We start from the raw sequence: 22,617 nt of genomic DNA on the forward strand, positions 1-22,617 counted from the left end.
TTCAATACTTATTCCTACAAATGATATTTCCCGATATGTTATTTTGTTTGATTACTCATTAAGACATTTTTTAATTTTATCTTCGCCTACTACAGTCTGTAAAATAACAAATTGATAATAGCTTAATGCATCTAATACTTTTTTATAACTAGAAGATTGGTGATAATTTTGATTATCTAAAAAATCATACATTAGTACAATTTCTGGTTTAATATAATCCACATTCCATGTCAAAGAATGGAAATAAATATTATTTTGAGGCAATCTCACATGATTATCTAATCTAAAAATCCATTCACCATTCGCTACATCATATATAAATATATTTAATAATAAACTAGTGTTGTTCATTACAGTAATATGAACGACCTCTGTAATAACAAGTTGACTCGTATCTAAAACATGATTGTTTTTATTATAGTATGTTAATTTAATATCATTAGGCAAAGCTGTAATCACTTCTGTTAAATGCTTACGCTCTACACATAAATCAACTATAGAAGGAAGATCAAATTGATTATTCAAAAATAATTGCATGGCTACTTCTCCATGAAATTTAAAAGCTTGTGGACAGTTATCAAGTAAAATATTTACTAAGTCCTTAGCTTTGTAATCCTGTAATTTAGCCATTCGACCCCTCCTTAGGAAACGCTTTCATTACTCAATTATAACTTGCTCGTACTACATTTTCAATTTTTGAATTGTGAACTTTTGGTAAACTGCATGTTACTTCATATTTACCTATAATTATATATATAGTTACTTTGGCTTTAATTTGAACTTTAGATATTTAATAAGCTACACATTTTGTCTACGCATTGATTGAATTAATAAATTAAACTGTATATAATTTACAGTGTATTTGTATGATTAAAATATCTTTAATAATCAGGAGTATTTTAATGATATAACAATACAAAATAAACAGAGTAAGGTGATAAATAATGACCTTGTCAATAGTGCTTATTATTTTATTAGTGATACTCATTTTAGCTTCTATACTACATCATCGCTACATGCAAAGTAGAATTGATACAGAAGTATACGCTAAAAATCAACTCACTTCTAAGAACGCGATTCTCAGTAATGAAAATACTGAACTCAAAAATCAAATGTTAAGTTCTAATAACGATGTCAGCACACATGCTAAGAAAAATGCAAAACGTGAAGTCAAAGAAATACTTGAAAGTTTCAAAAAGAATGGCCAGCTAAAATACTACGAAATTATTCAGACAAGTAAATTAGCTACAAAACATCCATTCTTCGAGTATTTAAGAACATTTGACTTTATCGTTGTCTCAGATGTAGGTCTAATCAATATCGATGTCAAAAATTGGAAGCAAAAAACATTTTACCATTTTGACGCATCTGTAAAGGATGAATTAAATTTATCTAGCTTTAGTTCAATTGATCAAGTCATTGGACATTACATTGCCAAGCAGTATCACAGCCAATTTAATTCAACACGTCAAGAAATATATACGTTTATTGAAAAAATACAAAGTAATCGTGTTATTTTTGATTTTTATGACGTAGATCCTTATCAACAGGCAGCACTGAACTCTAAAACATTAAAAGACGGCATTGAAAACCACTTCAATCACAAAATTCAAAGTATTGGTGTTGTGTACTTTAATGATGGTAGTGTCAATATAATTGAAGGATCAGATGAAAGAGGAAAATATGTAGATACTGTTTCTACAAAATCTTCATTAAAATCCGTCATTGGACATGCTATAGAGTTGTCAAAACATCCACTGACTAAAGAACAAGTCGAAACCATTGCAAAAAGTTTTGATTAATAATTAAAAAGCCGGAAATGCACCTCTCATAAAGTGATGTAACCACAATCACATAAGCAGATGGGCATTCCTGGCTTTTTCTAACTCCAAAGATTGATTTTTTTCTTTTGCGCCTCGTTTTGTGCTTTGATAAAGACGTCTCTATATTTTCCATTAGGTGCAAAGTATTTTTCTTTAGCTAACCCTTCTTTTACTAATAGCTCATTAAATAATGTATCTTTATCCAGCCAAACATATGCTAAAACACGTCCATAGCGATCATTTTTTTCTTTATCATATTCCAGATAAACATCTTTATTGGTTAAGTTCTTTTTACTAAAATGCGATGCTTCTTTACCGTATGGCTGTACAGGTGTATTAGGTTTCACTGTTTCAGGCGTATCAACGCCGATTAAACGAATTTTAAGCTGCTGGCCTTTGCTATTACGAGCTACAAAGGTATCACCATCAACTACACGTATAATATGAACTTTTTCCTTTCCTTTTAAATCAGTAGATGATTGCTGTTTAGATTGTGATAACAGAGATTGAAAAGGTCCTGTATGATTAATATATTGAAAACCTAAGACAATAAGTACTATGACCACAAAAATAACAATTGATTTTGACTTTTTGGATTTCATTAGTTGCTCCTCATTTTAAATTTACTCAATTATCATATCTAATTAACTTCATCAAGGTCAATATGAAATTACACTGTTATTCCATTCACTTCTATTTAAAGCATGATATAATATTATTGAAAGTTGGGAGTGAATATTATGAGCGAACAAAATGAGAGCCTCGTTACCATCATTGGAGCTGTCATTGCTATAATTGTAGGAGTTATTCTCCAAATCATTTTTAAATTACCTATCATCGTATCAATTGTAGTCGCTATACTACTAGGGGTATTCGTAGGTTTTCTAGTTTATCTTATCCAAAACATCATAAATAAGCGTAATAATAAATAATCATCACGCAACAAATAGTTTTTCTTCTATAATGCCTTCAAAAGCTAATTTCAAGCTTTTGAAGGCATTTTTTTGATTTAAAATTGTAGATTAAAGTTTAATAATGTTATTTTTATTCAAAATGTGGTATATATAAGTAAAGATACTAAAAGACGAACTTTCTTACGAAAAATATTTTAAAAGTTAAGTTTTTAGACTGTGATTAAATTCAAATGGGATATGAGGTGTTTAAAATGGAAATTATGGATATTATTATTGAAACTGATGCTCTTGTATACTGCGTAAAAACACAAGAAGGCTACACATTTAAACATACGTTAGCTAGTGATACACCACCTGACAAAGTAGCACACGTTTTGAGACTTTTGGCTGAACATGTTGATAAAATGTCTAGCAACCAAAAAGTAGTTACAAAATAATTAAACCCAACCTTTTTCAAACGCTTTTTTCCAAGCTTCAAAGCGATTGTCCGCCTCCATCTTATCAATAATAGCTGATGTATAATTTCTCACTGTTCCGTCCGACAAATACAATTTATTTGCGATTTCTTTACTGCTGAGGCCCAGCCCAATTTCTCTTAAGACAATTTGTTCTTTGTGTGTGAGTGGATTCATATTAGAAATCATTGATGTCATGAGTGAAGCACTGTATTCCTTTTCCCCTGTTATTACTTTTTTTATCGTGCCAATCAAATCATCAACAGAACGTTCTTTAAGCACATATGCGTCTACATCATTCGCAACCGCTTTTTCAAAATAACCTGGTCTTTTAAATGTCGTTACGATAATAATCTTAGTTGAATCGTTTCCTTCTCTCACTTTAGCAAGGACTTCCAGCCCCGTCATCTCAGGCATCTCAATATCCAATATAGCTACTTGAGGACTGTGCTTTTGGATATATCTTAATGCAGAAGCGCCATCGCCAAATTGTTCTACCACTTTAATATCATCGCTCATATTAAGTAATTGAACCATCGCTTGCCTTAACATTGTTTGGTCTTCCGCTACAATAACTGAAATCATAGTTGCTCACCTCTTGGAATATGAACTTCAATGGTCGTTCCTTGTTGTTTACTAGAATGAATAACTAATGTTCCTTTTAAATATGCAACACGTTGTTCTATACTATTTAAACGAACAGTTTCTGGTTGTCGCATACCTTGACCATTATCCGATACACATAATATAATTTTCTCTTGTTTGTTTATTAAGTTTCCTTCTACTTTGGTCGCATGCGCATGCTTAATAATATTATTTATTGCTTCTCTTAATATCATTGCTAATGTAGATTGACGTACAGGGCTCATCGTCTTGGCAATATTAGCATTATAAAAATCAAAAGAAATATTCGCATCTTTTAATACATGTTCGACAGCATGAACCTCTTCATCAAACGTTTGTGTTTTTAAATCTTCGATAATTGCTCTAACTTTAGTCAATGTTTGACGTGATAAATCTGCCAGTGCTTCAATTTCTTCTTTTGCCTGTTCTGGTTGCTGGTCAATTAATTTTGTAGCTAGTTCTGCTTTCAATGTCATCCCTGCAAACACATGACCTAGTGTATCATGCAAATCTTGACCTATACGATTTCTTTCTTTTTCAGTAATCAACATATTAATATATTCATTTTTAGCATTTAATTGATCTTTTAAATGTCTTTCATGAACAGCTCGGATATTGCCTAGACACATCATTAAAATGACTAAATAATACACTAATAAAACAAACATATGACTTTGATCTATATAGTATTGCATCATTAGAGCTGCTGCTAGCGCCATGCAAAATAAGACAAAAAATTTAGATTTTATGCCTACTTTTAACATAAATGGCAAAGCAAACGCACTAAAAAAGAAAAATAACGTGTTCATAGGTGTATTACAAAATACGAAATATATTAAAATCGCATAATGTATAATAAACAATATAAAAAGCCAATTATTTCGCCACTTAGTGTAACCAAAAATAATCATCATATATGTGATAGTAAATACAATAACAATGCTTACATATTCAACTTTAGATCGTGTTATATCATCTGAAAACGTAGCCAATATTGGAAATATCAAATAAATGAGTGGCGTTATTTTTTCTGCTAAAAATATAGTTACTGAACGTTCTTTCATTTAAGACACATCTTTTCTATGATTTATCCACAATGCAATGATTAAGGCAAATATACTATATATAAATATAATACTAAATGATTGTACATTGATTCCGCTACCTTTACTTAAGTCATATGCAATCGCTTTTAAATGGTAGGTTGGCATCCACTTTGATACTTGCTGCATCCAATCGGGGAAAGTTGTTGTTGGGAACCAAAGTCCTCCTGCTATTGCAAGCAATATACATATCATATTAGCTATACTACTTGCTTTTTGCGTATCATCAAATTGGGCAATAACAAGACCAAAGGTTAAAAATAAACTTGCGCCAATCCAAAGTAATATACCTGATAACATCCACTCAGCAATACTCATCGTAACGTCTTTAGAGAAATGTGCAACGACAAAAATGATAACAATCGATAATAAAAATTGTATCATCGTTCGCACAACTTTTACACCGTAATAACGTGATATTGACATAGGTGTAACCATTAACCGTTTATACCATCCATTGGCACGTTCTTCTATCATATCTAAAGGAAACGACATCATACAAAAGTTCAATAAACTAAACACTACCATACTATACATATATTCTTTATTAAACACTTGTTGTTGAGCTTTAGGTAAATCTAAAATTGACGTAAAAATAAGATAAAAGAATAAAGGTAATAAAATCGAAAAAATTAGATACACTTTTTTTCTAAAAAGAACTTTTAATTCCGTTGTTAATAAAGTCATCGTCATAATGTTTCCACCTCTTTTGAATGATTATCTTTAAACATGATTTCAAGTAATGATGCTTTATGTATCTCAATCTCATTTAAATTTACTTGCTGTTTTTGCAAATCTTGTAGCGTTCGCGAAACATCTTTGGTACATATTTTAATGATGTGCTGTTGCTTTGTTTCTTGTATCTTTTCATTAATATGAAGCTGTTTTTGATATTTTTTAGGTATATAAATAAATGTCATCGCATCTTGTTGGCGAATTTGTGATAACGTGTCGTTCATTTGAATAACACCATTTTTTAATAAGACAATATGATCAGCCATCCGCTCTACTTCTTCAATGTAGTGTGACGTATATAAAATAGTTGTTCCTTGATCTTTGAGATGTTGAATCACCTGCCAAAAATATTCTCTAGTCTCTATATCCATTGCTGCTGTTGGTTCATCAAGAATGAGTAATTGCGGATGCCCTACCAATGCAAGGGCAAAATCTAGCAACCGTTGCTGTCCACCCGATAGTTTATTGGCCATTTGATTTAACTGAGCATCGTCAAATAATGTTAATGCTTTAAATGCCTTAAGTGACATTGCTTGTGGATATAATGCGTGATGTAAGTAAAATAACTCTTTCACTTTTATCATTTTGGGAAATTGCGTCTTTTGAAATAAAATAGCCATTTTTGATGGGTCTAATAATTCTGACTTATCTAAAATTTGACCTTCATTAGGAGTTAAATTACCAATAATAATATCAATCAATGTTGATTTACCCGCTCCATTTTTACCGATAAAAGCCGTACATTTACCATTTTGAATTTTCAAATTAATGTCGTTTAACGCTAATTTTTTCCCAAATTGTTTTTTTATACCTTTTACTTCAATCATCTATATCACCTCTTGTTTGACTATTACAACAATAACAAGGAATGACGTTTGATATTAGATGCAAATGTCATCATGTTAGAATGACATTTGTCATAAAAAACACCTACTGAAAATATTTCAATAGGTGGTAATACTCCAATACTTTAACTACTTGTTATAAAATTGGTGATACGAGCTTTGCAATGTCTTCTTTTATTTTTATTTTTAATGAACGTTGGTTATATTTTTCTTTAGTTAACAATTTAGATTTTTTGATATCTTCTTGATAAGCTTTTTTTAATTGCTGTGCAATCGTTTTATCATATACAAAGGCATTGACTTCAAAATTAAGTTCAAAACTTCTGTAATCCATATTAGCTGTACCTACAGACACTACTTCATCATCAATCATACATAATTTTGAATGAATAAAGCCATTTTGATAGGTATGAATATGCACCCCACTATCTAATAGAGCGGCCGCATTAGAAAAAGTCGCCCAATAAACAAAAGGATGATCCGGTTTGCATGGTATCATAAGATGCACTTCTACCCCTGTACTCGCTGCCATTTTTAATGCATTAATATAAGCATTATCCGGTATAAAATAAGGCGTCTGTAAGTAAATCGATTTTTTAGCACTCATAATCATTTTAGTATAACCAAATTCAATTTGATGCCAATCTTCTGCCGGACTACTTGCCACAATTTGAAGTGGTGTATGACCATCTCCATAATCTTTTTTAGGAAAATACTTACTATCATATTCAAATTGAGTACGATGTGCTTGAGAGTTCCAATCTAAAATAAATCTTACTTGCAAGGCATCAACTGCATCACCTTGAATTCTAAAATGTGTATCTCTCCAATAACCTAATTTTCCCAATCCTAAATAATCATCTCCTATATTAAAACCACCAATATAGCCTTTTTGACCATCTATGACTATAATTTTACGATGATTACGATTATTCATTCTAAAATTAATTAATGGAAACTTCGATGCAAAGAATGCTTCAACTTCGCCTCCAAGTGCTTTAAATTGCTTAAATTTAGATAAGCCAACTTTTTTAGAACCAACATCATCATAAAGGAGTTTTACTTCTAAACCTTCTTTTAACTTCGTTTCTAAAGCATCAAGAATACGTTTACCTAAACCATCTAACTCAAACGTATAATATTCTAAATGAATGTAGTGTTTAGCATTGTATATATCTTCTATAACTTGATCAAACAACTCATGCCCATCCGTAAATACATCCACTTGATTATTTTCAGTTAAAAAGCCATCTTGGTTCATAAGCAACATGCGAACTAAATCATGATGTGTTGTTACTAGTTCATTGCTAGTACCATAATTATGTTTGTCAAAACTTTTTATCTGATCATCTATCAATTGCTTAAATGCATTAAGCTCCTTACCATTATGTTTTTCCATTTTACGCTTTGACACAGTTCGACCAAAAAATAAATATAAAACAAAGCCAATGAGTGGCAATACTAACAGCACAAAAAGCCATGCCCATGTTGACGTAGCACTTCGTCTATTACGTTCTAAAAAGATAATAATAAATGCTAAAATCAAGTTCAATATAAAGCCAATGATTAACAAAAATGTAAATATAATACCTAAATTTCCCGTTACCCCTAAGAACATAATTCATCTTTCCCTCTTTCAGCGTCATTTATATTCATTATTCATATTTATTTACTAATTTAAATAATAGCTTTTTTAGTTTTAAATATCAAACTACTGTATCTTTTAACATCAACTTTAAAACGCTTACAATTATTTAATTGCGAAATTTAATTTATTTCCAACGAAAAATGCGCTATAATTGTCATATTATATTTTCAGAAAGTTCTGTTAATTTAAGGGGGAATTTCATGATTTCATTTGAAAACGATTATTTAGAGGGTGCACATGAAAAAGTGTTACAACGACTTATAGAAACAAATATGGTGCAAGAAGCCGGTTATGGTGCCGACCAATTTTCTCAACAAGCAGCTGATAAAATTAGAGAAATTATTGACTGTCCACATGCGACTGTAAGATTTTTAGTTGGTGGCACACAAACCAATCAAGTCGTTATAAGTACAGTATTAGAACCGTACGAAGCTGTGATTTCAGCCAATACAGGACATGTTGCCGTTCATGAAGGAGGAGCCATTGAATTCAGCGGTCACAAAGTAATAGAGTTAGAATCAAACGAAGGAAAAATTACAGCAGAATCAGTGAAACAATATTTGGAAACATTTAATAGTGATTTCAAAAAAGAACATATGGCCTTTCCGGGAATGGTTTATATATCACATCCTACAGAATATGGTACGCTCTATTCAAAAAGTGAGTTACAAGCTTTGTCAGAAGTATGTCGTAAGCATCAAATACCATTATTTATGGATGGTGCTAGATTGGGTTATGGCGTAATGAGCGACGCAACTGACGTAGATATCACAGATATTGCAAAGTATTGTGATATTTTTTATATCGGTGGCACAAAAGTTGGTGCATTGTGCGGTGAAGCAATTGTCTTTACGCAATATAATGAACCAAAACACTTCACTACACGCATTAAACAACACGGTGCATTATTAGCTAAAGGACGATTAGTTGGTATTCAATTTTTAGAATTATTTACAAACAATTTATATTTTGACATCAGTCGTCATGCGATTCACATGGCCAATAAAATGAAAAAAGGGTTTATTGACAAAGGTTACAGAGTCTATTTCGACTCACCTACGAATCAACAATTTTTCATATTAAGCGAAGAGAAAATTCAACAATTACAACAAAAAGTAAAGTTCGCAGTTTGGGAAAAATACGATGAAAATCATCGCGTCGTAAGATTTGCTACAAGTTGGGCAACAACTGAAGAAAATGTCAATCAATTATTAGAATTAATATAATAGAAAATACTTATATTTTTAACTAAAGAAGATATATCGAATTAGCCGTCTAAACATTTTTGAGTATGATAACAATGTTTTTGACAATATTTGTTATCTACTCTTTTTTTATAGTTTAAAACGTATTACCTTGGTGATTTGAAAGAGTATATACACCTTTTCTAATCAAGTCTAAACATTTTGTAATAATTTAAGATGAATGATGATGCTAAAGAAAATTTTGAGAAATATATCAAGAATGTATTTTAAAATGAGTTGCCCAATAGTTGCCCATCCAATGAAAAAATAGCTTTCTTTTATAGGTTAGTTGTCCACTTTTATATAAAAAAGAAGCTAAGGCAAAGTGCCTTAACTCCTTGTTATCCCTAAGTCGGTCCCCTGTTTGCTTAGCGATTAATATTGTTTCATGTATTGGTCGCGCTCCCATTCAGAAACTTGGGTTCTGTAATAATCCCATTCAATTGATTTAGAATTAATAAATTGATTGTAAATATGGTTACCCAATGCTTTTTTAATCGTTGGATTTTCACGCATTGCTTTTAATGCTGTATAAAGTGTTGATGGAAGGTCATGAATGCCAACAGCTTCACGTTCTTCACGATTCATTTCGTAAATATTTTGGTTCACTGGTTTTGGTACTTCTGTTTTATTTTTAATACCGTCTAACCCTGCTTGCAAAATAGCTGCAAGCGCCATATAAGGATTTGCCGCTGGATCTACTGAACGCACTTCAATACGTGTTGATAACCCTCTTGATGAAGGTACACGAACCAATGGAGAACGGTTTTTACCACTCCATGCGATATAACATGGTGCTTCATAGCCTGGTACTAAGCGTTTGTATGAGTTTACAATCGGATTACATACAGCTGTGAAGCCACGTGCATTATTTAAAATACCAGCTGTGAAATGATATGCGTCATCTGTTAATTGCATTTCACCATTTGGATCATAGAAGGCATTTTCTTTACCTTTGAATAATGACACATTGAAGTGCATACCGCTACCGTTTACACCGAACAATGGTTTTGGCATAAATGTTGCGTGTAAATTATGTTTACGTGCAATCGTTTTTACAACTAACTTGAATGTTTGAATATTATCACATGCTGAAATTGCATCTGCATATTTAAAATCAATTTCATGTTGACCAGGTGCTACTTCATGGTGACTTGCTTCAATATCAAAGCCCATGTCTTCAAGTTCTAAAACGATATCACGGCGGCAGTTTTCACCTAAGTCAGTTGGTGCTAAATCGAAGTATCCACCATCGTCATTTAACTCAAGTGTTGGTTCACCTTTTTCATCTAATTTGAATAAGAAGAATTCTGGTTCAGGTCCAAGGTTAAAGTCTGTATAACCCATGTCTTCCATTTCTTTCAAGACACGTCTTAAGTTCGCACGTGGATCCCCTTCAAAAGGTTCACCATCCGTTTTATATACGTCACAAATTAATCGTGCTACTTTACCTTGTCCTGCTGTCCATGGGAAAATAACCCATGTATCTAAATCTGGATGTAAATACATATCTGATTCTTCAATACGAACAAATCCTTCAATTGAAGAACCATCAAACATCATTTCATTATCTAACACTTTTTCTAATTGGCTTACTGGAACTTCTACATTTTTTATTGTTCCTAAAATATCTGTGAATTGTAAGCGTAAGTATCTTACATTTTCTTCTTTTGTAAATTTACGAATGTCATCTTTTGTGAATGTACGTTTTGGCATATTTGAATCCTCCACTACTTTATTTAATAAATCTGGATAAATCTCCACGATTTATTGGCAATGCTTCACCTATGGGTTTTTGCGTTGCATCTACAATCATTCTTTTTCTAGTCTCTTGTTCATCAGTTGTTAAATGCCCTTGATCATCTAAAATAATTTGTTTGATTGCTTTGATGTTAAAACCCTTTTCTAAAAGCGCTTTAATCTCTAAAAGTCGTTCCAAATCATTCATTGAAAATAATCGTTTATTTCCTGCTGTTCGTTCGGGCGTTATCAGTTCATGTGTTTCGTAATAACGGATTTGTCTTGCTGATAATTCCGTTAATTTACTTACAACACTCATAGAGAATACGGCCATATTACGCCTTAATTTATCATTAGACACTAATAACCTCACCTCTACTTTTGAACTTGTTAACAATTTAGCATACTTTTTTTTATAATACAAAAATATGTCAGGTTTTCTAACATAGAATGGTTAATACTTCATTAATCTTAATCATACGAAGTCATGTGGTTTATAAAATAGGCTAACACTGCTCTTTCAGGAGTCTCGCCATAAATAATACGTATTAACATGTCGTCTTATATTGAAATGCTTAAAAAAACAAGACACTTTCGTATCATTTAATAAACTTTACTAAACTAAATGAACGAGGTGCCTTTTGTATAAAATCCTGATATAAATTAATCTACGCTACCCAATATTGTAAGAACCATATCCAAATAAAAAGTTTTGGTGTTCCAATTTGAATCCACTACATTTATATTCTAAAATGTTTCTGACTATACTAATTGTTGCTCTTGTAATTGTTTTACTGCATAAATAATCGCTAGCTTAACGTGCTCATAAGTTAAACCGCCTTGGACATAAACTTCATATGGTGGACGAATTGGACCATCTGCAGATAATTCGATAGATGCACCTTGGATAAAAGTGCCTGCAGCCATAATGACATCATCTTCATAACCAGGCATGTAACTTGGCTCTGGACTAAAATGTGCATTTATAGGTGACGCATGTTGAATACTTTGACAGAAAGAAATCATTTGTTCTTTTGTTTCAAATTGTACTGTTTGGATTAAATCAGTGCGTGGTACATCATATTTGGGCGTTGTGTGCATGTGCATTTTCTCTAATAAAAGACTCGTAAATAAAGCGCCTTTCAAACTTTGGCTCACTACGTGTGGTGCTAAGAAGAAGCCTTGATACATTTCATGAAGTGCATAGACCGAAGCCCCTGCTTCACGCCCAATTCCAGGTGCCGTTAGTCGATAGCCACAACGTTCAATTAAATCTTCACGACCTGCGATGTAACCACCAATTTTAGCTAAACCACCACCAGGATTTTTAATCAGTGATCCTGCCATTAAATCTGCACCACATTCAATTGGTTCTCGTGTTTCAACAAATTCGCCATAGCAATTATCTACAAAAATAATAACATGCGGATATTGTGCTTTAATTTTTTGAATAGCGCATTCAATTTTATCAATATTAAGAGATGGTCGTTGATCATATCCTTTAGAGCGTTGTATAGCAACTACTTTTGTTTTATCAGTAATCGTGCTCAAAACTTGTGAAGTGTCTATATCACCATCTTTTAATGGAATATCACGATATTTAACGCCATGCTCTTTTAAACTTTCGATACCATTACCATTGACGCCTATAACTTCTAATAAAGTATCATATGGACTTCCAGTAATATAAAGTAGTTCATCTCCATGCTTTAACATACTTTGAAGCGCTATTGTAATCGCATGTGTACCTGAAATAATTTGCGGACGCACCAAAGCTGATTGTGCTCGAAATGTATGTGCATAAATCTCTTCTAAATGCTGCCTTCCAATATCATCATATCCATAACCAGTAGTTCCTAGTAAATCACTTTCTGTTGCTTTTACATGATGAAATGCTGCTAGTACTTTTTCCTGATTCAAAAGTGCAATGTCTTCAATCTGTTGAAAAAATGGTGCTAAGATATCTTCTACTTCTGCAATTGTGTGTGTTAAATCTGACATGTATAATCTTCCTTTTTGTTATTTTCTATATCCCGTAACCTCATAACAATTGTTTTGAGGATTAAAGTTCATTTCTTCTATTAGTGTATGCTGTTTCAAAAAGTATATGCGTTGTGCATTGGAACTTGCCACTGTTTCTGAATAATAAGTTAAACTTTCTTTTATTTGTTTAATTAACAACGCTTTGACCTTTGTAATATCTGAATGATGCTGTGTCGATACAAATTCAAATAATGATGATGACATTGGTAAAGCCATTGTAGAAGGACATAAATCTCTTTTGTTAAACAGTACAACTTGTGGAATTTGGTCCATATCTAATTCTTGAATTAACTGATTGACTGTTTCGTATTGTGAGCGAAATTCAGGGTGGCTCGCATCAACTATATGTAATAATATATCAGCATTTTTGGCTTCTTCTAAAGTGGATTTAAATGCAGCTACTAAAGTTGTTGGTAGTTTTTGAATAAATCCTACTGTGTCCGTAATTATCACATTAAATCCTTCATTTAGCTGGATTTGTCTAGTTTTAGGGTCTAGCGTAGCAAACAATAGATTTTGCTCATAAGTACTTTCACCAGACAATACATTAAACCATGACGATTTACCTGCATTAGTATAGCCAACTAATGCTATTTGAAATACTTGATTTTGCTCGCGTTTATTTCGATATCTTTCTCGATGTTCAACTATTGTCTGTAATTGATGTTTAATTTCATTTATTCGTGTTCGAATATGTCGTCGATCCATTTCTAACTTGGTTTCACCAGGACCTCTCGTACCTATTCCTCCACCTAAACGTGACAAACTCTTTCCATGTCCTTGTAGTCTAGGTAGTAAATAATCTAACTGTGCTAATTCAACTTGTAACTTCCCTTCTTTGCTTTTAGCACGTAATGCAAAAATTTCTAGTATAAGTTGTGTGCGGTCAATAATCTTAACATCTAACGCATCATTTAAACTTTTGGACTGTGCTGTCGTTAATTCATCATTTGCTACAACGACATCTATATCATGTAAATCAATAAATGCTTTAATTTCATCGATTTTACCTTTACCAACATAATATTTATGATCAACTTGTTGTCGATTTTGTGTTATTTGACTAACCACTTCAAGCTGGCATGTCTGTGATAAGGCCTGTAATTCTTGCATAGTTGAATCATAATCAAATTGATTATCTACTTGGGCATTTACACCGACTAGAACTGCAGTTTCTCGTTTCTGTTGTGTGCTATATGCTGCTTGTTGCACCATAGTATGCATCTCCTTAATCTTGCTACTCAAATCATTCTAACACAGTGCTTTATTTAAGACTATCTGCATAAATTATGTTAAATTAAAGATAAATTGAAAGGGTGAATAGAATGGAAAATATTTATGATATTGTCGTTCAAACTTCAGATGGTAAAGACTATAAATTAGAAAAATATAAAGGGGACGTCATGCTCATCGTGAATACTGCAAGTGAGTGTGGTTTTACACCTCAATTTGAAGGACTTCAAGAGATTTATGATAAATACAAAGAACAAGGTCTTGTCGTATTAGGTTTTCCATGTAATCAATTCGGTGGTCAAGAACCTGGTTCTGGTGCTGAAGCTAATCAAAATTGTAAAATTAATTATGGTGTCACATTCCCTATTCACGAAAAAATTGATGTAAAGGGAGAGCATCAACATCCATTATTTAGATTTTTAACTGACGCGCAACATGGTATGTTTAATGAGAAAATTAAATGGAATTTTACGAAGTTTTTAGTTGATCGTCAAGGTCATGTGGTTAAACGTTTTTCTCCTCAAAAGAAACCTGCACAATTACATGAAGCAATTGAAGCTCTTTTATAACACAAAAAGGCATCCAGTTCGTTTTTAGCGAGCTGGATGCTTTTTACAAACAACTAACGATATTATTTTAATGTGTTATCGCCTATGTTTGTAAACATGTGTAGTAACCGAATACTTCGCTTACTTAGATATGATGATTAAAAGCTTGTAAGCTTATAACCTATTCTTCGCTGTTTGTTTCAACAGTGTCTGAGCCTTCTGTATCTACAGCAAAAGTACTGATCGCATGTTTGTAAATCAAATGTTGTTTACCTTGAGATACGATGTTGACAACATATTTGTCAAAGTCTTCAATAACACCTTTCATTTGGAAACCATTTAAGAAGAAGACAGTGACTTCTGTTTGATTCACTTTAAAATTTTCTAGTGTTTGGTCTTGGATGTTGTGATTTGCAATCATTTTACAGAACTCCTTTTATTTATTTGGGTTGTAATCTCATCTAACATCATTTGAAGCGACATGTTCTCTTTATCTAACCATCGCACTTTCATCTTATTCTTGAACCAAGTCAGTTGTCTTTTGGCATATTGTCTCGAATGCTGTTTCAATTTATCAACTGCATAAGACAATGTTTCTTCACCTTTGACCACAGGAATTAGCTCTTTATAGCCAATTGCTTGCATGCTCTGTTCATGCTCATATCCTGATTCAAGCAGTGCTTCCACTTCCCTAAATAATCCGTTGGTCAACATAATATCAACTCGTTTATTTATTTTAAAATATAATGTTTCACGCGACATTTCAATCCCTACTAATAATGTATCATAATTTTCTGTAAATTGTTGAACTTTCTTGCGTGAACTTAAAAGTTTTTCTGTTTTTAAATAATATTCTATTGCCCTAAGCACTCTTTTTCGATTATTAGGGTGTATTTCTAAAGCAGATTTTGAATCAAATGTTTTTAAATATTGATGTAAATGATCATTATCTAATTCTTCTAATGCATTCATTTTTTTTGCGACTTCACGTTTCTTTTCAGCTGTAATTTCTTCCTTTTCAAATGGATAATTATAAATCAGTGATTGAATATACAAACCTGTACCGCCTGCAATAATAGGAATTTTCCCTCTCGCAGTGATATCTGCGATGCATTGTTCTGCACGTTTTTTAAATTCGTATGCCGAAAAGGCTTCATCTGGATTTAAAATATTGATAAGATGATGCGGTACACCTTCCATTTCTTCTTGTGTTACTTTTGCTGTACCTATATCCATTTGTCTGTACACTTGCATTGAATCGCCACTAATCACTTCACCATTTATTTTCTTAGCTAGGGCGACACTCAATTCAGTTTTCCCTGATGCCGTTGGACCAACGACAACAACGATAAACGGCTTTTTGCTCATCATATTTTACTATCCTCTCTCGTTTGTTCGCTTCAAAATATGTTTTTCAATCCATTCAAACATGTGATTCCATGTTAAATCATAATTATCTTCAAATAATATTTCATGTCTTTTGAATTTATATAGTTGTACCGTGATATGTTTTATACCTGCTCGTTTAAATTTTCGTCCTAGCTTGCGCACACCTTTGCCGTAATCACCAAATGGATCTTCCTTACCTGATATCAACAAAATCGGTAGCTTACTATTTATCTTCTTGAGTTCTTTTTTCCATGATGTCACCATCATATATTTAACCGTTTGATAGATAAGTTGATTAGACACTAAAAAGCCACAGTATTCATCTTCAACATATTTATCTACTTCTGCACGTTGAGAAGATAGCCAATCGCTTGGCGTTTGAGGATTGTCGATACGTTTATTAAATGATTTATAAACAAGTTGATTTACCCATTTTAGACGCTTTCTTCTACCTAGGCATAAAGCTATAAGTTTAAGACTAACTGCTGCTGGAATGGCTTTCCATAATGGAAATTGACCTGTCCCCGTCAAAATTAAGCCATCAGCAACATCAGGGTATTGTTCAACAAAACGACGCGCAATAATAGACCCCATTGAGTGACCCAAAACAATATATGGCAATTTGCCAAAGTCACCATATATTGTCCGTGCGATTTCTTCTGCATCTTGAGCTACAATACGCAAATCATCATAGTGGCCGCGTTCATTAATCGTTATTTCCTTTCCATGTCCTCGATGATTGTGACGAATCACGTCGTAACCATGTAGATTAAATGCATGGACTAAATTATCATATCTATCCATATGCTCTGCCATACCATGAAAAATATGTACTACGCCAATTGTGGTCTTATGCGCTTTATTAAGTTTAACTTCCAACATTGTGCCATCTTCAACGGTGATATAAAACGTGCCTTGGCTCACATATATGCCCCCTAAAATGAAATATCATGTACTATGTATAAAATTCAGTGTTATATTTTAATATACCTTTACTTATCACTGTTATCAAATGGTTTGCTTTTGTTGAAAAGCTTAGCCAAAGCTCATTATCTTCAAAATAATTAGTAAAAACGCCTATATTATTACACAAGAAATAACACCCTGAAAATTAGACCTCCGACTACTTTTCAAGGTGTTACTTGTTTATATAACAATATTTTTATACATAATACTTATGCTTTTACAGCAGGTTGATCATTGCCAGTTTGAGCCTCATCAATAGCTTGATCTAGTTCAGCAGTGAATTGCATCTTCTGCGCAGGCGTATAGTTCAATAAATTACTTAACACTTCGATAACACCTGCTTTATAGGCTAAAACATCTTGAATATTAAAATACAATTTACCTGTTCGGCGTACCAAGAAGTCGGTTGGTTTATATACCATTTCATTTTGAACACTATAAATAAGTTCAACATAAATTTCAAGTGGTAAATCAATATCGTGCAATTGTGCAGTTTGTGCAATATTAAACAATTGATCTACATTAGATCCGTATTTTGAAGCAAGACGTCGTGCAACATTTTCATCGATATGGAATGCTTTTGCTTCTTGGACTTTTTGTTCAACAAATTGATTAAAGTTCTTACTTCCACCAACGTCACCACCAGAAATTGGTAAATGTTTCGTTGCACACGCATCGAATGTTAAACCATATTGCTGCTTCAATCGCTTAGCTAATAAGTTAACTATATCCAATGCCATATGACGATATCCTGTGAGTTTACCGCCTGCAATTGTTAGAAGACCTGAATCTCCTTCCCATACTTCATCTTTACGTGATATTTCTGAAGGATCTTTGCCTTCTTCTAAAATTAATGGACGCACACCAGCCCATGTAGATTCAATATCACTATCCGTCACTTGAACATCGGGGAACATATAATTAATAGCGTCTATAATATAATCTCGATCTTCTTGTGTCACTAAAGGTGATGCTTTGTCATTATCATAAAATGTATCTGTAGTACCTACATATGCTTTACCTTCACGTGGTATGGCAAAAATCATGCGTCCGTCATTCTCTGTATCGAAATATACCGCTTGTTGTAATGGAAATTTAGATTGATCAATAACTACATGAATACCTTTAGTAAGACGTAATTGTTTATTATTTCTAGCATAATCACCGCTTCTTACTTCATCAACCCATGGTCCAGCAGCATTGATTACTTTTTTTGCTTTAATTTGATAAGTTTCATTTGAAAGTTGATCTTTAACTTCTACGCCATTCACTTTGCGTTTTGTATCGTAAATAAAGTGTTCTGATTTCGTATAATTTATGATATCTGCACCTTGTTCGGCAGCTTTTTTTATAACTTCAATTGTTAATCTAGCATCATCCGTGCGATATTCTACATAGTAGCCTCCGCCTTTTAACCCTGCTTTTTTAACTAGAGGTTCTTTAGCCAAGGTTTCTTTTTTAGATAACATTTTTTTACGCTCTGCTTTTTTAACACCTGCTAATCGGTCATACATTGCTAAACCAATTGATGTGCTAAATTTGCCAAAAGTTCCACCCTTATGCATAGGTAACAGCATCCATTCCGGAGTTGTAACGTGTGGACCATTTTCATAAACAATGGCGCGCTCTTTACCCGTTTCAGCTACGACACCTACTTGTAGTTGTTTTAAATAACGTAAACCTCCGTGAACAAGCTTCGTTGAGCGTGAGCTCGTTCCTTGTGCAAAGTCTTGCATTTCTACTAATGCGACCTTCATTCCACGCTGGCTTGCATCTAAAGCAATACCTGCGCCCGTAATACCTCCACCAATAATTACCACATCATAATCTTTATGCTTTAAATTTTGTTTGATTGCTTCTCTTTTTAACGTTGATAATGTCATCGTCATACCCCTCCTATATTAGATAAAAAAAGAGAGACCTGTCCCAATACAAAGTACTGTCAAACAGATCTCTTCTTCTCAAGATAAATATTAACTTATTAAAAGTATAACACAAATTAAAACACTACGTCTATTTCATAGTTTATTGTTCAAGTTTGAAAATTTGTGTTGCCTCGACTGCTTTTTTCCATCCTTTATAAAGCTTAGTTCGTTCTTGATCTTCCATTTGTGGTTCGAATTCTTTTTCTAGTTTCCAACGATGTGCAATTTCATCTTTACTATCCCAAAAACCAACAGCTAATCCAGCTAAATATGCTGCACCTAACGCCGTTGTTTCTTGAATTTCCGGTCTTTCCACTGGCGTATCCACAATATCCGCTTGGAATTGCATTAAGAAATTATTTTTTACTGCGCCGCCATCGACACGTAAGTTGTTAACTTCTATATTAGAATCTTTAGACATCGCTTCCATAACATCTCGTGTTTGATAGCATAATGATTCTAAAGTAGCTCGTATAAAGTGTTCTTTTTCTGTGCCACGTGTTAATCCGAATATTGCACCTCGTGCATCAGCATCCCAGTATGGTGTTCCTAATCCTACAAATGCAGGTACGACATAAACCCCTTCAGTTGATTCTACACGTGTCGCATAATTTTCACTTTGCGGTGCAGAATTAATCATTCTTAAACCATCTCGTAACCATTGAATAGCCGAACCTGATACAAAGATAGAACCTTCTAACGCATAGTTCACTTTGCCATCAAGACCATATGCAATCGTCGTCAATAAACCACTTTCAGATTTAACAGCCTTTTCACCTGTATTCATTAACATAAAGCCACCAGTGCCATATGTATTTTTCACATCTCCACGATCAAAACATGCTTGACCAAATAAAGCAGCTTGTTGATCTCCGGCAATACCACTAATCGGCACTTCTTGACCAAAGAAATGGTAACTAATTGTTTTCGCATAAATTTCACTTGAAGCTTTGACTTCCGGTAACATATTGCGTGGAACATCCAAAATTTCAAGTAATTCGTCGTCCCATTTTAAATCATAAATATTGAACATTAAGGTACGGCTAGCATTGGTATAATCAGTAACATGTGCTTCTTTACCAGATAGTTTCCACACAAGCCACGAATCTATAGTTCCAAATAACAATTCACCATTAGCTGCTTTTTCGCGTGCCCCTTCAACATGGTCTAAAATCCATTTTACTTTCGTACCAGCGAAATAAGGATCTAATAATAATCCAGTACGATCACGGAATTTTTCCTCATGTCCTTGTTCTTTTAATTCTTGACAAATTCCTTGTGTTTGACGTGATTGCCATACGATAGCATGATAAATAGGACGTCCTGTATTTTTATCCCAAACAACTGCCGTTTCACGTTGATTTGTAATACCAATCCCCTCAATCTGATTGGCATTGACATTATTCTCATTTAATACTTCAGCCATAACTGATAACACCGACGTCCAAATTTCATTCGCATCGTGTTCTACCCACCCAGATTGTGGGAAATATTGTTTGAATTCTCGTTGTGAAATCCCTTTGATTTCTCCATCTTTGTTAAATAAAATGGCACGAGAACTTGTAGTTCCTTGATCAATTGATAAAATATACTTTTCCATTTAATGGCCACTCCTTTAGTCTTTTAGCTTAGAAACTGTACAAATGAAATAACTACTAAATCATGCCAATACTAACACAATTTTATTATTAATTAATAAATCGTTTCAATATCATCACTTTGCACAATTTTATTTAAAACAAAACCTAGTATTACAGTTAATATAACTACAATAATGCCAATAATCGATATTGTAGTTAAATGTCCTTTATAGAACAACTGATATAATGCGGCACCTAGCATTCCACCAGCGATAGGTCCAAGAACCGGAACAATTGCATACGCCCAATTAGATGCGCCTTTACCTGCAATAGGTAACAATGCGTGAGCAATACGCGGTCCTAAATCACGTGCTGGATTAATAGCATAACCAGTTGTACCACCTAGGCTTAGACCAATAGCTATAATTAAACTTCCAATAATGATGGGATTTAGCCCATCAGCAATCTTATTGATACCTATAAATAAAATTCCCATTGTCAAAATGGTAGTTCCAATAATCTCACTAATAAAATTGGCCATATAATTTTTGATAGCTGGACCAGTTGAAAAGACGCCTAATTTAGCGCCTTGATCATCAGTTGCTTTCCAATGAGGCAAGTACATAAGCCACACTAGAACACCTCCGACAATGCCACCTAACATTTGTGCCAAAATATAACCAGGTAATTGTGTCCAACTAAAACTACCATCCATGGCTAAAGCAACAGTAACTGCTGGGTTTAAATGTGCGCCTGAAATATTACCAACTGCATAGACCCCCATCGTCACGGCCAATCCCCATCCAAACGAAATAACTATCCAGTCTGACTTGTGTCCCAATGTCCGCTTTAAATTAACATTTGCGCACACGCCACCACCAAACAAAATTAATATAGCAGTACCTAAAAATTCTGCTACGTATACATTCATTAAAATAACCTCCTAAACAAAAAAATCTCCACAATGCATACCTCATTGTAGAAATCTCCTCGTCTCTTATTCTATTATTAACTTGGGACTATCATACTATCGACATGTAAGCGTTGTCAATATTTTGTTTTAAATCGAGTCTTATATTTACTCTAATATTTGAAAATTACAACAATTTTTTATTTAAGCAAGCAGCGGGCTCAAAGTCAAGGTTTACTTTATTGCCCGCCACATATAATTAATCTCATTACCTACACATCATTAAACTTATCATTTTTATTGGTTAATCATTTAATATCATTCTTAATATCATAGGTTATATTGATAAACTACCAAAGACTGCGATCACTAGTAGTTACATAGCTCGCCCCATTTGACACAGCTTCCTCAATTTCTCTTTTTTCGCTAATCAAACCACCAGCGATAACTTCTGTCTTTGTACTTTGTTTAATTATTTTTACAATTTTACTGGCAACACCTGGTAATACTTCTACATAATCAGGCTGAACCTTTTGTATTAATCTAATACTTCGATTTAATGCTTGGCTATCAATAATAAATACTCTAAATATCGTTGTTTTATTTAATGATTTGGCTTTTTGAATCACTTTTGTTTTGGTAGAAACAATACCTTTGGGTTGATAGGTTTGAATAATATATTCACAAGCAAATTCATCATGACTCATACCTTTAATCAAATCAACATGAATGTATGCTGAGATATCATGCTGTGCTAATAGTTCCATAACACTTTTCAAATGTCCTATATGCATATCTAGAAGGACACAAGATTTATAGTCGGTTTCTGTCAGCTTTTCTAAATCTTTCATATTTCTAATTGCCGGTAAAACATTATCATTCATGCGCACTG

23 protein-coding genes are annotated in these 22,617 nt (G+C 33.2%); 5 read left to right on the forward strand and 18 right to left on the reverse strand.

Going from position 1 to position 22,617, the window contains the following annotated elements; translation table 11 throughout:
• Window positions 1–51 precede the first annotated feature (51 nt).
• The gene (locus tag HMPREF2597_RS07910) at window positions 52–630 is read right to left on the reverse strand and encodes a hypothetical protein (protein ID WP_002459221.1); all 579 of its coding nucleotides are present in this window, start codon (window positions 628–630) and stop codon (window positions 52–54) included.
• Window positions 631–944: 314 nt separating this feature from the next.
• Between HMPREF2597_RS07910 and HMPREF2597_RS07915 the strand changes: the two genes are divergently transcribed.
• On the forward strand, window positions 945–1,802 hold the full coding sequence (locus tag HMPREF2597_RS07915; RefSeq protein WP_002478250.1) for an NERD domain-containing protein: 858 nt from the start codon (window positions 945–947) through the stop codon (window positions 1,800–1,802).
• Window positions 1,803–1,882: 80 nt separating this feature from the next.
• Here HMPREF2597_RS07915 and HMPREF2597_RS07920 read toward each other — a convergent pair whose 3' ends face one another.
• Window positions 1,883–2,425 (reverse strand): thermonuclease NucI, encoded by a 543-nt coding sequence (locus tag HMPREF2597_RS07920; protein ID WP_002459223.1) that lies wholly within the window; start codon window positions 2,423–2,425, stop codon window positions 1,883–1,885.
• A gap of 138 nt (window positions 2,426–2,563) precedes the next feature.
• Here HMPREF2597_RS07920 and HMPREF2597_RS07925 point away from each other — a divergent pair, with 138 nt between their 5' ends.
• Together HMPREF2597_RS07925 and HMPREF2597_RS07930 are read left to right on the forward strand one after the other, a co-directional pair.
• Window positions 2,564–2,755, forward strand: a complete 192-nt coding sequence (locus HMPREF2597_RS07925; protein WP_002459224.1) for a hypothetical protein — start codon at window positions 2,564–2,566, stop codon at window positions 2,753–2,755.
• Window positions 2,756–2,988: 233 nt separating this feature from the next.
• Window positions 2,989–3,174, forward strand: coding sequence for a hypothetical protein (locus HMPREF2597_RS07930; protein WP_002478251.1), 186 nt, complete (start codon window positions 2,989–2,991; stop codon window positions 3,172–3,174).
• Here the strand turns inward: HMPREF2597_RS07930 and HMPREF2597_RS07935 are convergent, their stop codons facing one another.
• The 5 genes from HMPREF2597_RS07935 to cls all read right to left on the reverse strand — a co-directional run bounded on the left by HMPREF2597_RS07935 (window position 3,175) and on the right by cls (window position 8,117).
• Window positions 3,175–3,777, reverse strand: coding sequence for a response regulator transcription factor (locus HMPREF2597_RS07935; protein WP_002459226.1), 603 nt, complete (start codon window positions 3,775–3,777; stop codon window positions 3,175–3,177).
• Complete coding sequence (locus HMPREF2597_RS07940) at window positions 3,774–4,880, reverse strand: sensor histidine kinase (RefSeq protein WP_002478252.1); 1,107 nt, start codon at window positions 4,878–4,880, stop codon at window positions 3,774–3,776. The genes HMPREF2597_RS07935 and HMPREF2597_RS07940 overlap by 4 nt, the downstream gene beginning before the upstream one ends.
• The gene (locus HMPREF2597_RS07945) at window positions 4,881–5,612 is read right to left on the reverse strand and encodes an ABC transporter permease (protein WP_002459228.1); all 732 of its coding nucleotides are present in this window, start codon (window positions 5,610–5,612) and stop codon (window positions 4,881–4,883) included.
• Complete coding sequence (locus tag HMPREF2597_RS07950; protein ID WP_070817262.1) at window positions 5,609–6,481, reverse strand: ABC transporter ATP-binding protein; 873 nt, start codon at window positions 6,479–6,481, stop codon at window positions 5,609–5,611. The genes HMPREF2597_RS07945 and HMPREF2597_RS07950 overlap by 4 nt, the downstream gene beginning before the upstream one ends.
• Before the next feature lie 154 nt (window positions 6,482–6,635).
• Window positions 6,636–8,117, reverse strand: coding sequence for a cardiolipin synthase (gene cls / locus HMPREF2597_RS07955; RefSeq protein WP_002478254.1), 1,482 nt, complete (start codon window positions 8,115–8,117; stop codon window positions 6,636–6,638).
• 230 nt (window positions 8,118–8,347) lie between these two features.
• On the opposite strand from cls, the gene HMPREF2597_RS07960 reads away from it, so the two are divergent.
• Window positions 8,348–9,373, forward strand: coding sequence for a threonine aldolase family protein (locus tag HMPREF2597_RS07960; RefSeq protein ID WP_002459231.1), 1,026 nt, complete (start codon window positions 8,348–8,350; stop codon window positions 9,371–9,373).
• A gap of 393 nt (window positions 9,374–9,766) precedes the next feature.
• Here the strand turns inward: HMPREF2597_RS07960 and glnA are convergent, their stop codons facing one another.
• The 4 genes from glnA to hflX form a co-directional block, all read right to left on the reverse strand.
• Window positions 9,767–11,107 (reverse strand): type I glutamate--ammonia ligase, encoded by a 1,341-nt coding sequence (gene glnA / locus HMPREF2597_RS07965; RefSeq protein ID WP_002478255.1) that lies wholly within the window; start codon window positions 11,105–11,107, stop codon window positions 9,767–9,769.
• Between the two features lie 19 nt (window positions 11,108–11,126).
• On the reverse strand, window positions 11,127–11,465 hold the full coding sequence (locus HMPREF2597_RS07970) for a MerR family transcriptional regulator (RefSeq protein ID WP_012990857.1): 339 nt from the start codon (window positions 11,463–11,465) through the stop codon (window positions 11,127–11,129).
• Window positions 11,466–11,893: 428 nt separating this feature from the next.
• Complete coding sequence (locus tag HMPREF2597_RS07975) at window positions 11,894–13,132, reverse strand: methionine gamma-lyase family protein (RefSeq protein WP_002478257.1); 1,239 nt, start codon at window positions 13,130–13,132, stop codon at window positions 11,894–11,896.
• 18 nt (window positions 13,133–13,150) lie between these two features.
• A complete protein-coding gene (gene hflX, locus HMPREF2597_RS07980) occupies window positions 13,151–14,389 on the reverse strand; it encodes a GTPase HflX (RefSeq protein ID WP_002478258.1) in 1,239 nt (412 codons plus the stop codon).
• Window positions 14,390–14,499: 110 nt separating this feature from the next.
• On the opposite strand from hflX, the gene HMPREF2597_RS07985 reads away from it, so the two are divergent.
• Window positions 14,500–14,976 (forward strand): glutathione peroxidase, encoded by a 477-nt coding sequence (locus HMPREF2597_RS07985; protein WP_002459237.1) that lies wholly within the window; start codon window positions 14,500–14,502, stop codon window positions 14,974–14,976.
• Between the two features lie 160 nt (window positions 14,977–15,136).
• Here HMPREF2597_RS07985 and hfq read toward each other — a convergent pair whose 3' ends face one another.
• From hfq to HMPREF2597_RS08020, 7 genes are all read right to left on the reverse strand, one after another.
• Window positions 15,137–15,376, reverse strand: coding sequence for an RNA chaperone Hfq (gene hfq / locus HMPREF2597_RS07990; RefSeq protein ID WP_002459238.1), 240 nt, complete (start codon window positions 15,374–15,376; stop codon window positions 15,137–15,139).
• A complete protein-coding gene (miaA, locus tag HMPREF2597_RS07995; RefSeq protein ID WP_002478259.1) occupies window positions 15,373–16,326 on the reverse strand; it encodes a tRNA (adenosine(37)-N6)-dimethylallyltransferase MiaA in 954 nt (317 codons plus the stop codon). The genes hfq and miaA overlap by 4 nt, the downstream gene beginning before the upstream one ends.
• Before the next feature lie 6 nt (window positions 16,327–16,332).
• Window positions 16,333–17,268, reverse strand: coding sequence for an alpha/beta hydrolase (locus HMPREF2597_RS08000; protein ID WP_012990859.1), 936 nt, complete (start codon window positions 17,266–17,268; stop codon window positions 16,333–16,335).
• Window positions 17,269–17,519: 251 nt separating this feature from the next.
• Window positions 17,520–19,193, reverse strand: coding sequence for a glycerol-3-phosphate dehydrogenase/oxidase (locus HMPREF2597_RS08005; protein WP_012990861.1), 1,674 nt, complete (start codon window positions 19,191–19,193; stop codon window positions 17,520–17,522).
• Between the two features lie 142 nt (window positions 19,194–19,335).
• A complete protein-coding gene (glpK, locus tag HMPREF2597_RS08010; RefSeq protein WP_002478262.1) occupies window positions 19,336–20,835 on the reverse strand; it encodes a glycerol kinase GlpK in 1,500 nt (499 codons plus the stop codon).
• Window positions 20,836–20,927: 92 nt separating this feature from the next.
• Entirely contained in the window at window positions 20,928–21,746 is an 819-nt protein-coding gene (locus HMPREF2597_RS08015; protein ID WP_002459244.1) for an MIP/aquaporin family protein, read from the reverse strand.
• 329 nt (window positions 21,747–22,075) lie between these two features.
• Complete coding sequence (locus HMPREF2597_RS08020; RefSeq protein WP_002459245.1) at window positions 22,076–22,609, reverse strand: glycerol-3-phosphate responsive antiterminator; 534 nt, start codon at window positions 22,607–22,609, stop codon at window positions 22,076–22,078.
• Window positions 22,610–22,617 lie beyond the last annotated feature (8 nt).

The organism is Staphylococcus sp. HMSC063A07 (assembly GCF_001836955.1).
Taxonomy (GTDB): Bacteria; Bacillota; Bacilli; order Staphylococcales; family Staphylococcaceae; genus Staphylococcus; species Staphylococcus lugdunensis.

What these genes read in the sequence shown, in the direction of transcription:
- HMPREF2597_RS07950 (WP_070817262.1), bottom strand. Translation starts at nt 6,481, where the DNA reads ATGATTGAAGTAAAAGGTATAAAAAAACAATTTGGGAAAAAATTAGCG.
- cls (WP_002478254.1), bottom strand. Translation starts at nt 8,117, where the DNA reads ATGTTCTTAGGGGTAACGGGAAATTTAGGTATTATATTTACATTTTTG.
- hfq (WP_002459238.1), bottom strand. Translation starts at nt 15,376, where the DNA reads ATGATTGCAAATCACAACATCCAAGACCAAACACTAGAAAATTTTAAA.
- hflX (WP_002478258.1), bottom strand. Translation starts at nt 14,389, where the DNA reads ATGGTGCAACAAGCAGCATATAGCACACAACAGAAACGAGAAACTGCA.
- glnA (WP_002478255.1), bottom strand. Translation starts at nt 11,107, where the DNA reads ATGCCAAAACGTACATTCACAAAAGATGACATTCGTAAATTTACAAAA.
- HMPREF2597_RS07925 (WP_002459224.1), top strand. Translation starts at nt 2,564, where the DNA reads ATGAGCGAACAAAATGAGAGCCTCGTTACCATCATTGGAGCTGTCATT.
- HMPREF2597_RS07975 (WP_002478257.1), bottom strand. Translation starts at nt 13,132, where the DNA reads ATGTCAGATTTAACACACACAATTGCAGAAGTAGAAGATATCTTAGCA.
- HMPREF2597_RS07910 (WP_002459221.1), bottom strand. Translation starts at nt 630, where the DNA reads ATGGCTAAATTACAGGATTACAAAGCTAAGGACTTAGTAAATATTTTA.
- HMPREF2597_RS07970 (WP_012990857.1), bottom strand. Translation starts at nt 11,465, where the DNA reads ATGGCCGTATTCTCTATGAGTGTTGTAAGTAAATTAACGGAATTATCA.
- HMPREF2597_RS07940 (WP_002478252.1), bottom strand. Translation starts at nt 4,880, where the DNA reads ATGAAAGAACGTTCAGTAACTATATTTTTAGCAGAAAAAATAACGCCA.
- miaA (WP_002478259.1), bottom strand. Translation starts at nt 16,326, where the DNA reads ATGATGAGCAAAAAGCCGTTTATCGTTGTTGTCGTTGGTCCAACGGCA.
- HMPREF2597_RS07960 (WP_002459231.1), top strand. Translation starts at nt 8,348, where the DNA reads ATGATTTCATTTGAAAACGATTATTTAGAGGGTGCACATGAAAAAGTG.
- HMPREF2597_RS07930 (WP_002478251.1), top strand. Translation starts at nt 2,989, where the DNA reads ATGGAAATTATGGATATTATTATTGAAACTGATGCTCTTGTATACTGC.
- HMPREF2597_RS07945 (WP_002459228.1), bottom strand. Translation starts at nt 5,612, where the DNA reads ATGACGATGACTTTATTAACAACGGAATTAAAAGTTCTTTTTAGAAAA.
- HMPREF2597_RS07915 (WP_002478250.1), top strand. Translation starts at nt 945, where the DNA reads ATGACCTTGTCAATAGTGCTTATTATTTTATTAGTGATACTCATTTTA.
- HMPREF2597_RS07920 (WP_002459223.1), bottom strand. Translation starts at nt 2,425, where the DNA reads ATGAAATCCAAAAAGTCAAAATCAATTGTTATTTTTGTGGTCATAGTA.
- HMPREF2597_RS07985 (WP_002459237.1), top strand. Translation starts at nt 14,500, where the DNA reads ATGGAAAATATTTATGATATTGTCGTTCAAACTTCAGATGGTAAAGAC.
- glpK (WP_002478262.1), bottom strand. Translation starts at nt 20,835, where the DNA reads ATGGAAAAGTATATTTTATCAATTGATCAAGGAACTACAAGTTCTCGT.
- HMPREF2597_RS08005 (WP_012990861.1), bottom strand. Translation starts at nt 19,193, where the DNA reads ATGACATTATCAACGTTAAAAAGAGAAGCAATCAAACAAAATTTAAAG.
- HMPREF2597_RS08020 (WP_002459245.1), bottom strand. Translation starts at nt 22,609, where the DNA reads ATGAATGATAATGTTTTACCGGCAATTAGAAATATGAAAGATTTAGAA.
- HMPREF2597_RS08015 (WP_002459244.1), bottom strand. Translation starts at nt 21,746, where the DNA reads ATGAATGTATACGTAGCAGAATTTTTAGGTACTGCTATATTAATTTTG.
- HMPREF2597_RS07935 (WP_002459226.1), bottom strand. Translation starts at nt 3,777, where the DNA reads ATGATTTCAGTTATTGTAGCGGAAGACCAAACAATGTTAAGGCAAGCG.